Annotated in this window: 15 protein-coding genes; 6 read left to right on the top strand and 9 right to left on the bottom strand. The window is 58.3% G+C overall.

Going from position 1 to position 16,341, the window contains the following annotated elements; genetic code table 11:
* Nucleotides 1–4: 4 nt before the first annotated feature.
* Nucleotides 5–742: a uroporphyrinogen-III C-methyltransferase gene (cobA, locus tag AC6CIA_RS22190; RefSeq protein WP_498315142.1), complete on the top strand. Its 738-nt coding sequence runs from the start codon at nucleotides 5–7 to the stop codon at nucleotides 740–742.
* Between the two features lie 60 nt (nucleotides 743–802).
* Here the strand turns inward: cobA and AC6CIA_RS22185 are convergent, their stop codons facing one another.
* The 8 genes from AC6CIA_RS22185 to ppsA all read right to left on the bottom strand — a co-directional run bounded on the left by AC6CIA_RS22185 (nucleotide 803) and on the right by ppsA (nucleotide 8,929).
* On the bottom strand, nucleotides 803–1,783 hold the full coding sequence (locus AC6CIA_RS22185; protein WP_498315140.1) for an OmpA family protein: 981 nt from the start codon (nucleotides 1,781–1,783) through the stop codon (nucleotides 803–805).
* 107 nt (nucleotides 1,784–1,890) lie between these two features.
* Nucleotides 1,891–2,481, bottom strand: coding sequence for an RNA polymerase sigma factor SigX (gene sigX, locus AC6CIA_RS22180; protein ID WP_498315139.1), 591 nt, complete (start codon nucleotides 2,479–2,481; stop codon nucleotides 1,891–1,893).
* Nucleotides 2,482–2,568: 87 nt separating this feature from the next.
* Nucleotides 2,569–3,393: a mechanosensitive ion channel family protein gene (locus tag AC6CIA_RS22175; protein ID WP_084378900.1), complete on the bottom strand. Its 825-nt coding sequence runs from the start codon at nucleotides 3,391–3,393 to the stop codon at nucleotides 2,569–2,571.
* Nucleotides 3,394–3,395: 2 nt separating this feature from the next.
* Complete coding sequence (locus AC6CIA_RS22170) at nucleotides 3,396–3,641, bottom strand: CrfX protein (RefSeq protein ID WP_084378901.1); 246 nt, start codon at nucleotides 3,639–3,641, stop codon at nucleotides 3,396–3,398.
* An 84-nt stretch (nucleotides 3,642–3,725) separates the two neighbouring features.
* Entirely contained in the window at nucleotides 3,726–4,721 is a 996-nt protein-coding gene (gene cmaX, locus AC6CIA_RS22165; RefSeq protein WP_498315137.1) for a divalent cation transporter CmaX, read from the bottom strand.
* 25 nt (nucleotides 4,722–4,746) lie between these two features.
* Nucleotides 4,747–5,238 carry a ribonuclease E activity regulator RraA gene (gene rraA, locus AC6CIA_RS22160; RefSeq protein ID WP_498315135.1) on the bottom strand — a complete coding sequence of 164 codons (492 nt, stop codon included), beginning with the start codon at nucleotides 5,236–5,238 and terminating at the stop codon, nucleotides 4,747–4,749.
* A gap of 226 nt (nucleotides 5,239–5,464) precedes the next feature.
* Nucleotides 5,465–6,454, bottom strand: coding sequence for an alpha/beta fold hydrolase (locus AC6CIA_RS22155; RefSeq protein ID WP_498315133.1), 990 nt, complete (start codon nucleotides 6,452–6,454; stop codon nucleotides 5,465–5,467).
* A 99-nt stretch (nucleotides 6,455–6,553) separates the two neighbouring features.
* Nucleotides 6,554–8,929, bottom strand: a complete 2,376-nt coding sequence (ppsA, locus tag AC6CIA_RS22150; protein WP_498315131.1) for a phosphoenolpyruvate synthase — start codon at nucleotides 8,927–8,929, stop codon at nucleotides 6,554–6,556.
* A gap of 178 nt (nucleotides 8,930–9,107) precedes the next feature.
* Here ppsA and ppsR point away from each other — a divergent pair, with 178 nt between their 5' ends.
* Nucleotides 9,108–9,926 carry a posphoenolpyruvate synthetase regulatory kinase/phosphorylase PpsR gene (gene ppsR, locus AC6CIA_RS22145; RefSeq protein WP_339531479.1) on the top strand — a complete coding sequence of 273 codons (819 nt, stop codon included), beginning with the start codon at nucleotides 9,108–9,110 and terminating at the stop codon, nucleotides 9,924–9,926.
* Between the two features lie 89 nt (nucleotides 9,927–10,015).
* Here the strand turns inward: ppsR and AC6CIA_RS22140 are convergent, their stop codons facing one another.
* Nucleotides 10,016–11,440, bottom strand: coding sequence for an aminotransferase-like domain-containing protein (locus AC6CIA_RS22140; protein WP_498315129.1), 1,425 nt, complete (start codon nucleotides 11,438–11,440; stop codon nucleotides 10,016–10,018).
* Between the two features lie 160 nt (nucleotides 11,441–11,600).
* Between AC6CIA_RS22140 and AC6CIA_RS22135 the strand changes: the two genes are divergently transcribed.
* Genes AC6CIA_RS22135 through AC6CIA_RS22120 form a run of 4 tightly spaced genes read left to right on the top strand, consistent with a single transcriptional unit; the run spans nucleotide 11,601 to nucleotide 16,339 of the window.
* Entirely contained in the window at nucleotides 11,601–12,494 is an 894-nt protein-coding gene (locus tag AC6CIA_RS22135) for a DMT family transporter (RefSeq protein WP_339531597.1), read from the top strand.
* 29 nt (nucleotides 12,495–12,523) lie between these two features.
* Entirely contained in the window at nucleotides 12,524–14,386 is a 1,863-nt protein-coding gene (gene moeB / locus AC6CIA_RS22130) for a molybdopterin-synthase adenylyltransferase MoeB (RefSeq protein WP_498315127.1), read from the top strand.
* A 22-nt stretch (nucleotides 14,387–14,408) separates the two neighbouring features.
* Nucleotides 14,409–15,323 carry a PLP-dependent cysteine synthase family protein gene (locus tag AC6CIA_RS22125; protein ID WP_498315125.1) on the top strand — a complete coding sequence of 305 codons (915 nt, stop codon included), beginning with the start codon at nucleotides 14,409–14,411 and terminating at the stop codon, nucleotides 15,321–15,323.
* Between the two features lie 23 nt (nucleotides 15,324–15,346).
* Complete coding sequence (locus tag AC6CIA_RS22120; protein ID WP_498315123.1) at nucleotides 15,347–16,339, top strand: serine O-acetyltransferase; 993 nt, start codon at nucleotides 15,347–15,349, stop codon at nucleotides 16,337–16,339.
* Nucleotides 16,340–16,341: the final 2 nt, after the last annotated feature.

Raw genomic sequence — 16,341 nt, 5'->3', positions numbered from 1 at the left:
AAACATGAGCGCAAAAGTCTGGCTGGTAGGTGCAGGCCCCGGTGATCCGGAGTTGCTGACCCTCAAGGCGGTGCGGGCCCTGCATGAAGCTGATGTGGTGCTGATTGATGACCTGGTCAACCCGGCGGTGCTTGAACATTGTCCAGGTACCCGAGTGATCACTGTCGGCAAGCGCGGTGGATGCCGCTCTACGCCACAGGCGTTTATTCACCGCCTGATGCTGCGGTATGCGCGCCAAGGCAAGTGCGTAGTACGCCTCAAAGGCGGTGATCCGTGCATTTTCGGGCGGGGTGGTGAAGAAGCTATCTGGCTCAGGGAGCGCGGTGTGGCGGTGGAACTGGTCAATGGCATCACCGCCGGCCTGGCAGGCGCGACGCAGTGCGATATCCCCCTGACATTGCGCGGTGTCAGTCGTGGTGTGACGCTGGTCACGGCGCATACGCAGGACGACAGCAGCCTCAATTGGCGGGCATTGGCCGAAGGCGGCACAACGTTGGTGGTGTATATGGGCGTGGCGAAACTCGAGGAAATTGCCGCGCAGTTGCTCGAGGGCGGCATGGCTGCCGATATGCCGGTGGCGATGATCGAGAACGCTTCGCTACCGATGCAGCGTGAATGCCGCAGCTCCCTGGCCCGCATGCAAGCAGATGCCCAGGCATTTGCCTTGAAGAGCCCGGCGATCCTGGTGATCGGCGCGGTGGCGGCAACCGCGGTTGAAGCGGTGTTGCAAGCCAGCGCCTGAGGCAAATCCCAGGCGAAAAAAAGCCCGGCCTAAGCCGGGCTTTTTTCTACAACTCAGTCATTACTGAGCGGTAGCTTCAACCGCAGCTTCTACGCGACGGTTAACAGCACGACCAGCTTCAGTTGCGTTGTCAGCAACTGGGCGGGATTCGCCGTAACCTACGGAGGTGATACGGCCAGCGTCAACGCCGTCTTGAACCAGAACTTGCTTAACAGCGTCAGCACGACGCTGGGACAGCTTCTGGTTGTAGGCGTCTGGACCTACGGAGTCAGTGTGACCAGCAACTTCTACGTTGGTAGCTGGGTACTGAGCCATGAAGTCGGCCAGGTTTTTCACGTCGCCGTAGCTGTCTTGTTTAACAACAGCTTTGTCGAAGTCGAACTTCACGTCCAGCTCAACACGAACAACCTGAGCAACCGGAGCTTCTGGCTCTGGAACTGGCTCTGGAGCTGGTGCCGGGGTAGGAGCTGGAGCTACTGCGCCAGCGTTACCGCCGAAGTTCACGCCCAGGCCGACCAGTGCGGAGTAATCCCACTTGCCGTTGTCCAGGTTGTGGTCAGCTTCAACGCCTGCACGAGCGAACAGGTTGTTGGTGAAGTAGTACTTCACACCGGTACCGATGATAGCCAGAGTCGACTGATCGCGACCGCTGTGACCATCAGCTTTTACGTTGGTGCGGCTCTGGTGACCGAAACCACCTTCTACGTATGGACGCAGGGAGTCAACACCAGCCTGACCGAAGTGGTAGGTAGCCAGCAGGCTGCCAGTGTCACCCTTGATCTTTTGGTTGCCAGTACCGTCGTTCGAACGGGTGTGGTTGGTCTTGTCGTAGGACAAGTTCAAGGACAGGTCGTCGGTCAGGAAGTAACCGATGCGAGCGCCAGGATTGAAGCCGTCTTCGATGTGCTTGACGCTATCGTTGTACTGCTTCTTGTAGAACAGCTCGCCTTCAACTGCGCCTTGGCCTTGTGCCAGAACGCCGAAAGAAGTAGCGGCAATAAGAGAACCAATGGCCAAGCCCAAGGTGTTTTTCAGTTTCATCCGTTAAATCCCCATCTGGTGATTGTAAAGCAGTCCCACATACCGGGGGACAACTCGGCGACAAGTCTAACAGAACTTGCCTACACGTAAGAGATATTTGCAGTGCACTAAGTTTCAGTATCGCCCGCAAATTTCTCACGTAATTTATCAAGAGCGCGTTTGTAACGCATTTTTGTCGCACTCAAACCCATATGCATAATGTCAGCGATTTCCTGAAATTCCAGCTCTGCGACAAAACGTAGCACCAGAATTTCCCGGTCAATCGGGTTCACATGCACCAGCCAGCGATCAAGTCCGCCCTTTTCCTCGGGTGCCGGCGCCTTTTCTTCAGACGCCTCCTCAAGGGGGTCGAGACTCAAAGCGTCCATCAAGCGACGCTTTCGCCGTTCCTTCCGATACTGCGTGATGCACTCGTTGTACGTGATGCTGTACAGCCAGGTCTTGAACTTCGATTTCCCCTCAAAGTTCTTCAAACCGTACAACACCTTGAGCATCACCTCCTGACAGACATCATCCGCATCACGATCGTTCCCTAAATACCTTGAACAAACGTTGAACAGAGTGCGTTGATACCTGCGCATCAATTCTTCGTACGCGCGTGTTACGTGAAACAGCTCCGTGTGCGCGCGCGCGACCAACTCCTCATCAGAGAGCTCACGGGGGTCATAGCGCGTGGACAGCGTTTGGGCTTTATTCAAAACAAGTCGTGCCGACAGTCAGGTCAATGTCCGCCACATCCCGGATACCCAGGATCGCGGCGGCGTACATTAGCAGGGTTTACCGGTTTAGCGGCTACTCACCTGCTGCTCCAGCAGAATTCGATTAGACAACGACACTAGATCGCCATCATCGGTCAGCACTGTAGTTTTTACTGTGCCGATCTCTTCGATCTGCCCTTCGACCTCGCCTACACGCACGTATTGCCCGACCTGATACAGCTCACGCACATAGATTCCCGCAAGAATCTGACCGGCAATTTCCCGGCTTCCCAACCCCATGGCCAGCGCAACGGCCAGACCAACGGTAATCAAAACAATCACAATCACATGGTTGAGCAGGTCAGTCTTGACCTCCAGCTGACTGATCGCAACCGAAATACTGATGATGATCACCAGTCCCTGGGCAATCCGTCCTAGGCCACTGGCGTAGTCCAGGCCGACGCCTTCGGCGGCACCGCGCACCAGCCCGTTGGCCAATTGCGCCAGCAAAACCCCCACCAGCAACACCAGCGCGCCACCGAAAACCTTCGGTAAGTACAGCGCCAACATGTCGAGCGTAGCTGAAACTCTTTCAAGTCCAAGGGACTGCGCCGCAGAAACCAGGAAAATCAGCAGCACGAACCAATAAACGATCTTTCCGATCAGTGTCGAAATCGGCACTTTAAGGCCGACACGCCCCAGCAATTTGGTGAGGCCGGTCCCCCCCATGACGCGATCGAGGCCCAACTTGGCCAGCAGCTTGGACAGCAAGGTGTCGAGCAACTTGGCCACGACAAAACCCAACAGCACCAGCACCAGCGCTCCGAACAGGTTGGGAATGAAATTCGCCACCTTGGTCCATAGCGCGGTCATTGCAGTAACCAGACTCTGCGTCCAGAGATCAAGTTCCATATTCAATCAGCCTTATCAGTAGTACGAGCAATAGGTTTACGACGAGAAACCGGTGAAACGTGGGCAGAGCCATTGTTCACGGCGATCATCAGCGCAGGCAGCCAACGGCCCAGCAAACCGAACAGATCACCCGCCCCCACCTGACGGTTGGCCGTTTTCAATACGCGACCCAGGCACGCATCGTCGTCGCGGTTGGACGGCGAAGTGTTAAGCATGTCACGCAAAGACTGTTCAAACGGATCGTGCATATAGACCTCTCGCAAGTGATTCAAAGACGAGGGCAAAATTCGCCGGGTCACATGACCTCTCCACCCGTTCAGGTCACATTCAGCTCAGACCCAGCGTAAGCGCCTGAACAACCACCACTGTCCCAGAGCAATCAGGACCACCAACAAGCACGCAATTGCAAAACCGTAGGGGCTGGAAGAGAACGGAATGCCACCCACATTGATCCCCAACAGTCCCGTCAGAAAACTCATCGGCAAGAAGATCCCGGTGATGATTCCGAAGCGGTACATGGTGCGATTCATACGCACGCTCAAGCGCCGATCTTCAGCCTCAAGTACAAGCCCCACGCGCTCCCGAGTCAATTCCAGCTCCTCCAGGTAGCGGGTCAGGCTGTTGTTCAACTCGTTCCAATAGTCAGCATCGTCATCGACAAACCAGGGCAATTTGATACGTGTCAGTTGAGCAAAGATATCCCGTTGCGGCGCCAGGAAACGCTTGAGCGCAGCGGCTCGCCGACGGATCTGCAAAACATTCCCGTGCTCCGGTGTGTACCGTTCGTCGGCATCCAGCTTTTCTTCTTCGACGTCGACGTTTTCAGACAGATCACTGACCAGATCCTGCACTTTGTTGGTCAGGTACTGCGCCATATAAAGGATGAGTTCCGAGGCGGTTTTCGGCCCCTTACCCTCCTCCAATTGCGCCAGCAACTCATCAGTAGCGCGCAATGGCCGTAAACGCAGGGAAATCACCCGGGAGGCCGCCGCGAAGATGCGTACCGACACCATGTCTTCCGGCTCAGCGCCAGGGTTGAGGTTGATCCCACGCAAAAACACCAGCAATTCAGCGTCCGGCAACGGCAACAGTCGTGGACGGGTGTTCTCTTCCAACAACAGGTCACAGGCGAATTCGCTCAGGCCGCTGGACTTGCGTAGCCAGGTTTGTGTCTGCGGATGACTGCGGTCCCAGTGCAGCCACAGACTTTCCTGAGGCTGCAATTGCAACTGGTCAAGCTCAGTTCGGGCAATCGCACGCGCACCACCGCTTCCGTCAAGCACCAGGGCATGCACCAGCCCCCATTGCGCGTTTTCTTCCTCGAACATCCTCACCCCTGTCGGTCTACTGCTGTTATTCAGGCATTTTCAAAGGACTGGGCGAGACGATCACACCGTTATTGTCGGCATACACATACTCACCCGGACGAAACGTCACACCGGCAAACGTCACCACTACGTCCACCTCGCCAACCCCACGTCGCACGCTCTTCAACGGATGACTGGCCAGGGCCTGCACCCCCAGGTCGGTCTGGGCGAGGACATCCACGTCACGGATGCAACCGTAGATCACCATCCCTTCCCAGCCGTTTTTCGCGGCTTTCTCGGCGATCATGTCACCCAGCAAGGCGTGACGCAGGGAACCGCCACCGTCAACCACCAGCACTTTGCCGGTGCCATCGAGTTCGGCCTGTTCCTTGACCCGGGAGTTGTCTTCAAAGCACTTGACGGTAACGATTTCGCCACCGAAGGAGTCTCGTCCGCCAAAGTTGCTGAACATGGGCTCGAGCACCTGTACCAGTTCCGGGTAGGCATCACACAGGTCGGGGGTCACGTAATGGTTCATCGGAAAACTCCTGTCAGTGAAAGAAGGTGTCGAACATCCACGGCTACATCAGGGAAACGCATCACACTGGGCATTCTTTAAACATGCGCCATCGCGGCCGGCAATGATCAGATCCGCGCCCGAGCAACGCAATAGCCATTGCGCGACTGAATATGACCAAAACCGCCTGATACGTCATATCTTAGCCGTAACCCTCATCAAGCGAAACGCCCTTGTCAGGCGCCTGTCAGCCGACCGCGAGGACTTCAGGCTGTGCGCCCGTCACAGGTGTCAGCGGATCTTTCAGCCAGCGCTCTACCAACGGCCACACTTCGAGCTGGGCGGCCTTGCTCACCAGCATCTCGACATGTCCGAAATCCCCGGTAAACCCTTGTCGTCGCCCCAGGCACAGGTATTGACGGTGCTCGGAACCCACTTGTTCAAGCAGTTTGCGACAAGCCCAGTCCGGGTCCTGACGATCGCCGGCGGCACTCACCGCCAACAACGGCACATCGACCTCGGCCAAACCTTTCCACCAATCGCGCTCGCCGTCCCCAAAACGCCCGAACAAGCCATGCCAGCGCAGGCTCTCCAGGGCCAGTCCGATGGGTTCGTCTTCCGGGCCACGTTTTAGCCGGGCCCCGGAAAGTTGAGCAAAGCGCTTCAAAATAAAACGGCCACCCCACTCGACTGGCGGAATCTTCAACGGCCAGTAGGTACGACTGACCTGGCAACCGAACAAGGCCACCGAAGCCACCGCGGGCGCGCCCAGGTACTGCCCGCCCAATGCCGCCGCGAGGGTCGTAGCGCCCAGGGAATGGCCAATCCAGTGCGGAACCTGCCCACTCTGCTCACGCACAAATGCAGCGATGGCAGGCAAATCGTAGCGAGCATAGTCGGCGACACGGTTCTTGGGGTAATCCCGGTTACGCCGGGAAAGCCCGTGACCACGCATTTCCGGGATCCACACATCAAATCCCTGCCGCGCCAGATAAGCCCCCAGGCCAATACCCTTGGGCGAATACCAGAAGCGTCGATTGGAGAAGCTGCCGTGTAACAGGATCACTGGCACGCCTCGACTATCCGCGACCTCGGCCAGGCCCAGGCGCGTCACCGCCAATTCCACAGTGCCATCGGGACTGTTGCCGGGCTTGAGGCGATAAACATCTTCACTCAGGTCGCCACGACGCTCAGCGCTGATCAAGGCGACGGGAAACAAACTGCTGCTGCTTTGCATAATGCTCTTGCACAAAAAAGGGCGGCGTCCAGAAGGAGTTCCGCCCTGCACAGAATGAGAAATGCCGGTCAGCCATGGCAGCTGACCGGCTGTTGGCGATTACGCCGAGACTTGGCCTTCGGCCAGGAAGAACCAGGTTTCCAGCACCGAATCCGGGTTCAGCGAAACGCTTTCGATGCCCTGTTCCATCAGCCATTTGGCCAGGTCCGGGTGATCGGAAGGGCCTTGGCCACAGATACCGATGTACTTGCCGGCCTTGTTGCACGCCTGGATGGCGTTGGCCAGCAGCTTCTTGACCGCCGGATTACGTTCATCGAACAGATGGGCAATGATCCCCGAGTCACGGTCCAGGCCCAGGGTCAACTGAGTCAGGTCGTTGGAGCCAATGGAGAAGCCGTCGAAGAATTCCAGGAACTCTTCGGCCAGAATCGCATTGGAAGGCAGTTCGCACATCATGATCACGCGAAGACCGTTTTCACCACGGGACAGGCCATTCTCAGCCAGCAAATCGACGACCTGGCTCGCTTCGCCCAAGGTTCGCACGAACGGCACCATGATCTCGACGTTGGTCAGGCCCATTTCGTTGCGCACGCGCTTGAGGGCGCGGCATTCGAGTTCAAAGCAGTCACGGAAGGCTTCGCTGATGTAGCGCGACGCGCCACGGAAACCCAGCATCGGGTTTTCTTCTTCCGGCTCGTAGAGCTTGCCGCCGATCAGGTTCGCGTATTCGTTGGACTTGAAGTCCGACAGGCGCACGATGACTTTCTTCGGCCAGAAGGCCGCCGCCAGGGTGCTGATGCCTTCCACCAGCTTCTCGACGTAGAAACCTACCGGATCGTTGTAACCGGCGATGCGCTTGTCGACACTGTCCTTGATCTCCAACGGCAGGCCGTCGTAGTTCAACAGCGCCTTGGGGTGCACGCCAATCATCCGGTTGATGATGAACTCCAGGCGGGCCAGGCCCACGCCGGCATTCGGCAGCTGCGCGAAATCAAAGGCACGGTCCGGGTTGCCGACGTTCATCATGATCTTGAACGGCAGATCCGGCATCGCGTCGATGGAGTTTTGCTTGATGTCGAAACCCAGTTCACCTTCGAAGATGAAACCGGTATCGCCTTCGGCACAGGAAACGGTCACGCCCTGCCCATCCTTCAACAGCTGAGTGGCGTTACCGCAGCCCACCACGGCTGGAATTCCCAGTTCACGCGCGATGATTGCGGCGTGACAGGTACGCCCGCCACGGTTGGTGACGATGGCGCTGGCGCGCTTCATCACGGGCTCCCAGTCCGGGTCGGTCATGTCGGAAACCAATACGTCACCTGGCTGGACCTTGTCCATCTCGGAGACGTCCTTGATGATCCGCACCTTGCCGGCGCCGATGCGCTGGCCGATGGCACGGCCTTCCACCAGCACGGTGCCGGTTTCCTTCAACAGATAGCGTTCCATGACATTGGCCGAGGTACGGCTCTTCACGGTTTCCGGGCGGGCCTGGACGATGTACAGCTTGCCGTCGTCGCCATCCTTGGCCCATTCGATGTCCATCGGGCACTTGTAGTGCTTCTCGATGATCATCGCTTGCTTGGCCAATTCGCTGACTTCAGCGTCGCTCAGGCAGAAACGCGCGCGCTCGGCCTTGTCGACATCCACGGTTTTCACCGAGCGACCGGCCTTGGCCTCATCACCGTAGATCATCTTGATGGCCTTGCTGCCCAGGTTGCGGCGCAGAATGGCCGGGCGACCTGCTTCCAGAGTGCCCTTGTGGACGTAGAATTCATCCGGGTTGACCGCGCCCTGCACCACGGTTTCCCCCAGGCCGTAAGCGCCGGTGATAAACACCACGTCGCGAAAGCCCGATTCCGTGTCCAGGGTGAACATCACGCCGGCCGTACCGGTTTCCGAACGTACCATGCGCTGCACGCCGGCAGAGAGGGCCACCAACTTGTGGTCGAAACCCTGGTGCACGCGGTAGGAAATGGCACGGTCGTTGAACAGCGAGGCGAACACTTCCTTGGCCGCGCGGATGACGTTTTCCACGCCGCGAATGTTCAGGAAGGTTTCTTGCTGGCCGGCGAAGGAGGCATCGGGCAGGTCTTCAGCGGTGGCCGAGGAACGAACGGCGACGGCCATGTCCGGATTACCCGCCGAAAGGCTGGCGAAGGCCGTGCGGATTTCCGCGTTGAGCTTCTCGGGGAACTCGGCTTCCATGATCCATTGACGAATCTGGGCACCGGTCTTGGCCAAGGCATTGACGTCATCCACGTCCAAGGCGTCCAGAGCTGCATGGATTTGAGCGTTGAGACCGCTCAGTTCGAGGAAATCACGGTAAGCCTGGGCCGTAGTGGCGAAGCCACCGGGTACCGAGACACCGGCGCCCGCAAGGTTACTGATCATCTCGCCGAGGGATGCGTTCTTGCCCCCCACATGCTCTACATCATGGACGCCGAGCTTATCGAGGGAAACTACGTACTCTACCAAGGTGATCTCTCCACTAACTGTGTTGGAAAAGCTCAGGGCGCCGGGTGCTCAGTAGGAGCAATTACCGGCGTTTGTGGCCTGGACCTGGAAAATAAGTGAGAATGCGGCCCACTGCGGGACGGCAAAATCGCACCTATCATATCCAAGATTCGTCATCAGCTTAAGGCCCAAGGCTCAAATGAAACGATCTGCTTTCTTTATCTCCGATGGCACCGGCATCACAGCCGAAACCCTGGGTCAAAGCCTGTTGGCGCAGTTCGAAAACATTACCTTCGCCAAATTCACGCGACCGTATATCGATAGCGTGGATAAAGCGCGGCTCATGGTACAACAAATCAATCTGGCCGCCGAAAAAGACGGTTTTCGCCCGATCATTTTCGACACCATTGTCAATCAGGACATTCGTGAGATCCTCGCGACTTCCAATGGTTTCATGATCGACATCTTCTCGACCTTCCTCGCCCCCCTGGAGCAAGAGTTGAGCGAGCATTCCTCATACTCTGTGGGCAAGTCCCATTCCATTGGCCACAACTCCAATTACATGGAGCGGATCGAGGCGGTGAACTTCGCCCTAGACAACGACGATGGTGCCCGCACCCACTACTACGACAAGGCCGACCTGATCCTGGTGGGTGTGTCCCGTTGCGGCAAGACGCCGACGTGCCTTTATATGGCCATGCAGTTCGGTATTCGCGCAGCCAACTACCCGCTGACCGAGGATGACATGGAGCGCCTGCAACTGCCGGCGGTGCTGCGATCACACCAGCACAAGCTGTTCGGCTTGACCATCGACCCGGACCGTCTCACCGCCATCCGTAACGAGCGCAAGCCCAACAGCCGCTACTCGAGCTATGCCCAGTGCGAATTCGAAGTACGCGAAGTGGAAAATCTGTTCCGCCGGGAAAATATCCCACACATCAATTCCACACATTTTTCGGTGGAAGAAATTTCGGCAAAGATTCTGGTGGAAAAAGGCGTCGAACGGCGATTTAAGTGAGGCGGCTACAAGCCTCAAGCTATTAGCGACAAGCTCGAGCGACTCGGCTCTCGCCTTGAGCTTGCCGCTTGCCGCTTGCCGCTACAACGCTACAAGTGAAACCTCCCGCCGCCCTGCCCCAGGGCGGTGGCCAAAGCGTCAAATCCTTCTCGCAACAGCTGATCATCCCCCGAGGTATTGCAGATACTTGCCCGAATGAACTGTGGCACCGCCGTTTGCCCCACGGCAAATGCCTCTGCGGTGGCGATCAGGTAATTGTGCTGCTTGAGTTCCGCTTCGATTTCCGAGGCCCGCCACGGCTCCGGTACTTCAATCCAGAAATGCGGGCTGTTGAGGTGCGTGCGGTACTCAAGGCCACTCAAGAGGCCTTCGACCAGGGTTTTGCGGCGGCTGATCTCGTTGATCTGTTGGTGCAACAGGTATTGCGCCGTACCGTTTTCAATCCACTGCGTGGCCAATTCCAGCGTGACCGGCGTCGCCATCCAGCAGGTGGAACGCAATGCGGCGGAAATACGGCTGACCAGCGCCGGAGGCGCGTGCACATAACCCACGCGCAATCCCGCCGACACCGCCTTGCTCAGGCTGCTGATCAGGATGGTGCGTTCCGGGGCGAAATGACTCAGGGGCGGCGGGCGATCCTCCACCAACACGCCATGGGCCTCATCTTCGAGGATCAGCAAATTGTGCTCACGACAGACTCGGACCAATGCCTCGCGACGGGCAACGGACAATACCGCCGTCGTCGGATTCTGGATGGTCGGCGTGCAATAAAGAGCCGACACCCGATGATTGCGACAAACCTCCTCCAACGCTCCCGGCAGCAGCCCCTCGTCATCCATCTCCAGGCCGATCAAGCGTATGCCGAGCATCCGTGCGGCGGTGATCAATCCGGGGTAGGTCAGTTGTTCCGTGACCACGGTATCGCCCGCACGCAATAAGGCCATCATCGCGCAGAGCAAACCGTGCTGGCCGCCATTGACGCAGATGACCTGTTCGGGAATCGGGTGAAAGTCGCGCTGCACCAGCCATTGCGCCCCCGCTTCACGATAACGCGGCAACCCGGCGTCCGGGGTGTAGGCGCTGATGTCCTGGAGGAATTTGGCGTTATTGGCCAAGGTCTGGAAGCTCTGGGCCAGGAACGTCGTTTCCTGTCCCGGGATATGCATATTGCGGCTCATATCGAAGTACTGGCGCGGCTCATCGCTGACGTTGCGAAAACCTTCATCACGCTGGCGTTCCATCCCACGCTTGCGCACGAACGTTCCGTCACCAACCCGCGCCACGACCAGTCCGAGGCGCTCCAGTTCGCCATAGGCCCGACTGATGGTGCCGATGGTCACCCCGAGATTGTCGGAAAGTACCCGATGAGGCGGCAGTTTTCGCCCCGGCTCGATCAACCCTTCCAGAATGCCGCGTTCCATGACATCCGACAGGCGCTTGTACTTCACGCCCTGCCCATTGGAGAGCCCTTCTCGCATAATTGACACCATGTCAATATTTGTTTTGACAGCCATCATTCGCCCTAATAGTGTGCTTTAACGGGTTCAATTACCGGGTAAAACCTCTAATGACACGTTCAATATAGAGTTCAATTCCGGCTCAGGGAAGCAATAAACGATGCCAATGTCCGCCGTTCTTCAAAATGCCGAAAAAACAAAAACACGTAAGCAGTGGCTGGCAGGGCTGATTACCAGCGTGATGTTCCTCATCGTGTGCTTGAGCTGGGGCACTACCTGGCTGGGGATCAAAATCGCAGTGGAAAGCGTGCCGCCGCTGACCTCGGCGGGCTTGCGCTTCCTGATCGCGTTTCCGTTATTTCTGTGCTTTGCGCTGTTGCGCCGCGAGCCGATCCTGTTCCCACGGGAAAGTCGCTGGTTTTTTGTGTTCGTGACGCTTTCCTACTTCAGCGTTCCTTATTACTTGCTCAACTACGGCGAGATGCACGTCTCCTCCGGCCTCACAGCCCTGCTGTTCAGCTGCATGCCGGTGTTCATCCTGATTTTCTCCGCGCTGTTCCTGCGTGAGCGCATCTACTTTTCCCAAGTGGTCGGGATCGGGATCGGCTTCGGCAGCCTGTACATGATCATCAGGAGCCAGGGGCTGCACCTGGACCATGCCGAGTTCTTCGGCGTGCTGGCTATTCTGACCGCCGCGATCATGCATGCCTTGTGCTATGTCATCACCAAGCAGAAAGGCAGCGCCATCAGCGTCATCACCTACAACACCCTGCCCATCGGGATTGCCGGACTCATGCTGTTCGTGGCCGGCCTGTGGTTTGAATCCCCGACCTTCGAGGCCATTACGTTGCGCTCCTGGAGCGCGCTGTTCTACCTGGGACTGGTGGCCTCGGTCGGCGGCTTTATCGTGTACTTCATGCTGCTCAAGCGTTTGAGCCCGATCATCCTGTCCTTCGTCTTCATCATCTTCCCGGTGTTCGCCGTGATCATCGGCGCCTGGTATGAAGGCCTCGAATTGTCCAGGGACCTGATGCTGTACTCGGCGATCCTGCTGGCCGGTTTCGCCATCACCAAATTGCCGATAGAAAAACTCTTGGCCAAGAACCATTGACCCTTTTTATTCACTGACGCGAGAGAAACATGGACGTGCTCCGCCCAAACGCCCTGGAACAGATTTACGCCCACGCCAGCCGCAGCTATCCCGAAGAATGCTGCGGCTTTGTCTTCGCCGACGGCAGCGTGTACCTGGGCAGCAACATCCAGAATGAGCTGCACCGCAAGAACCCGCAGATGTATTCCCGCAGCGCGGCCAATGGCTACACCTTTTCGGTGGCCGATACGCTGATGATGAACAAGGCATTTCGCAGCGATAACCCGGTGACGGTGATCTACCACTCGCACCCGGATGTCGGCGCCTATTTCAGTGACGAGGATCAGGACAAGGCCCTGTACATGGGTGAACCGATCTACCCCGTCAGCTACCTGGTGGTGGACGTCCGCCAGGGCAAGGCCCTTGGGTCAAAACTGTTTGCCTGGGATGGCAAGCACTTCGCCCTCACCCCTTTCAACGACCTGCAAACGGAGTTGTACATGAACGCTGTCTCTTTCCCCGACATTCTGGTCCGCGTGGCCAAGTTGCCAGAATCGACCCTCGAGGGCGCCGGATCGACATTGCGCGAAGTCATTGAAAACCTCTGCCATCACCACCCGCAATTGCGCGCGCACCTGTTCCACGAAAAGAACGACCAGCTCAAGGAGCATTTCCTGTTCACCGCCGGGGAAGAGCTGATCAGCCCCGATGAACAACTGCCGGAAAAAGCCAGAATCGAAGTGCTGCTCGCCACTTCCGGCGGCATGGATATCGACGCCCTGAGTAACGAAGAGGTGCAGCGGTATGTGCGGCATATCACCCTGCCCGGCGTCGGCCGCGAAGGGCAACTGAATCTGAAAAAAGCCAAGGTGCTGATCATCGGCACTGGCGGGCTGGGATCGCCCATCAGCCTGTATCTGGCGGCTGCCGGCATCGGCACCTTGGGGCTGGTGGATTTCGATGTGGTGGAAAGCAGCAACCTGCAACGCCAGATCGTGCACGGTAACAGCACGCTGGGCCTGCCCAAGGTCGAGTCCGCGAAACAGCGCCTGCAAGACCTGAACAGCCATATCCAGATCAATGCGCACGACACCGCGCTGAACGTCGACAATGCCTTGGAACTGGTGGGCGCCTACGACCTGGTGATCGATGGCACAGACAACTTTGAAACCCGCTACCTGGTCAACGATGCCTGCGTGCAGCTCGGCAAACCCTTGGTGTATGGCGCCATCTACCGCTTTGACGGCCAGATCAGCGTGCTCAACTACAAGGGTGGGCCGTGCTATCGCTGCCTGTTTCCCCAGGCGCCGCCGGCGGAACTGGCACCCAATTGCAGCGCGGGCGGAGTGATCGGCGTATTGCCGGGCGTGGTCGGAATGATTCAGGCCACCGAGGCGATCAAACTCCTGATTGGTCTCGGTGAGCCGTTGTCCGGGCGGCTGATGCGCTTCGACGCGCTGGCCATGAAGTTCAGCGAAATCCGCTTCAAGCGTCGCGCCGATTGTCCGTGCTGCTCCGAATTGCGTGATGAACACCAGCCCGTGGCAGCCGTGTGTGCCGATACCGTACGCGCCGTGCCGCCCCTGGCCGAGGAGCGCTACATCAAACCCCGCATGCTCAAGCAACTACTGGAGCAACGACGCAGCGCCGACATTCTGCTGGACGTACGCGACGCCAGCGAACTGGAGGTTTGCAAGCTGCCAGGCGTGGTTCACATTCCCCTGGCCGAACTCGACGAACAACTCGACACCCTCAGCCGTGACAACACCCATTACCTGATCTGCTACGCCGGCATCCGTGCCGAGCAGGCCGCCAGCACCTTGCTCGCGGCCGGCTTTGCCAACACCAAAGTCCTGGAAGGTGGCATGAAACACTGGGTACGCGACGTCGAACCCGACATGCCTTTGTACTGATCACCGGCCAGAGGTGTGCTTGATGTTACATAACTCGATACTCGACGCTATTGGCCAGACGCCCATCGTGCGCCTGGAACAGTTTTCCGAAGACCTCGGCATTGAAGTCTTCGCCAAGCTTGAATCGCTCAATCCGGGAGGCAGCCATAAGGCGCGCATCGCCCTGGGGATGATCCTCGACGCCGAGCGCCGGGGCATCCTGATTCGCGACTCAGGACAAACCATCATCGAGCCCAGCGGTGGCAACACCGGCATCGGCCTGGTGATGGCCGGCAATGTGCTGGGCTACAAGGTGGTACTGGTGATCCCGGACAACTACAGCCCCGAGAAACAAAAACTGTTGCGCCTCTACGGCGCCAAAGTGGTGCTGTCAGACAGTCGCCTGGGAAACAATTCCCACGGCGAAAAGTGCATGGAACTGCAACTGGAAAACCCCAGCTACGTCATGCTCAACCAGCAGCGCAACCCCGCCAACCCACAGACCCACCGCGATACCACCGCCCCGGAAATCATCCGCGCGTTTGGCGAACGACAGGTGGATTACTTCGTCAGCGGCATCGGCACCGGCGGCCATATCACCGGCATCGGTGAAACCCTCAAGGCAGCCTGGCCGCAGATGCGCGTGATGGGGGTGGAACCCGAGGAATGCGACCTGCTGAACGATCGCCACGCCCCGCATCACATTCAGGGCCTGTCCATCGGACTGATCCCGAGCATTCTCAACCTGGGGGTACTCGACGGCATGCTCAAGGTTTCCCGGCTGGAGTGCCTGGAAATGATGAAACGCATCATGCGCACCGATGCCGTGAGCCTGGGATTGTCGTCGGCCGCCAATATGGTGGCCATCGCCAGGCTCGCACCGGAACTGCCCACCGACACGGTGGTACTGACGATGGTTTATGACAGCGCCGACAGCTATCTGCCCTGTTTCGAATAATGCCACTTGCGGGAGTGCCTTCCATGGGAGGCTTCATCGACATGCAACATCTGCACGAGGAGTTGCTGACGCACCTCATCAAGACCCTCACGCCGGCGCAGATACAACCGTTGCAGGTACACCTGGCCCCGCTGATTCAGGAAGCGGCGCAGGACATCGCGGAGGATTTGATCGCCTATGCCTACCGCGACCCGGCATCCCGTGGGCGCGGCGGGTTGATCCTCGAGTCCTACGCCTCGTTCAAGGCGGTGCTGTACTACCGGCTGGCACATCGGGTGTGGAACCTCTGCGACCCGACCAACGGAGTTTTTACCAGCATCGCACTGACACTGAGCAATCAGGGCAAGCTTCTGTCAGGCGCCGAAATCCACCCCGCGGCGCGAATCGGTCGGCGCTTTGTGCTGGATCACGGCTACGGCACGGTGATCGGCGAAACCTGCGAGATCGGCAATGACTGCTACATCCTGTGCGGCGTAACCCTGGGCGCCCGGGGAATCGCCAATAACCCCGACGGCAAGCGCCATCCACGCCTGGGCAACAATGTCGAAGTCGGCGCCGGGGCCAGAGTGCTCGGTTATGTACTGATCGGCGACAACGTGTTTATCAGTCCATCCTGCGTGATCACCCAGGACGTACCGGCGGGCACCAAGGTCAAGGTGGTCAACCAGATCCAGCTGCAAAAAAACGATGAATCGGACCACAGCAACTACCTCGGCGCCTTCGCCATGGATGAGCGGCTGCACGTGGTCGGTGAGATCAACACCAGCCACCGGGTCACGGTACTGGATGCTGACTTCCACCCTTTGCCGGGGCTGATGCTCGAGCCGACGGTGAAGGAGCGCCACCACTTGCAATTTCGCCTGCACCGCGTCGAGTCGGGCGACCACCTGCCGCGCCTGCCGCTGAACCTGAAGGTCTGCGGCCCCGAGTTTGAAATCACCCTGCTCTCTCCTCCTGGCTTGAGTGCAATGGTGCGCCACCTGCTGCAAGCCAGTCCATTGATAGTCGGAGGTTGAAC

This window comes from Pseudomonas sp. GQ91 (genome assembly GCF_059758795.1).
Note: the sequence above shows the minus strand (reverse complement) of the source record. Positions and strands in the feature narration are given on the sequence as shown.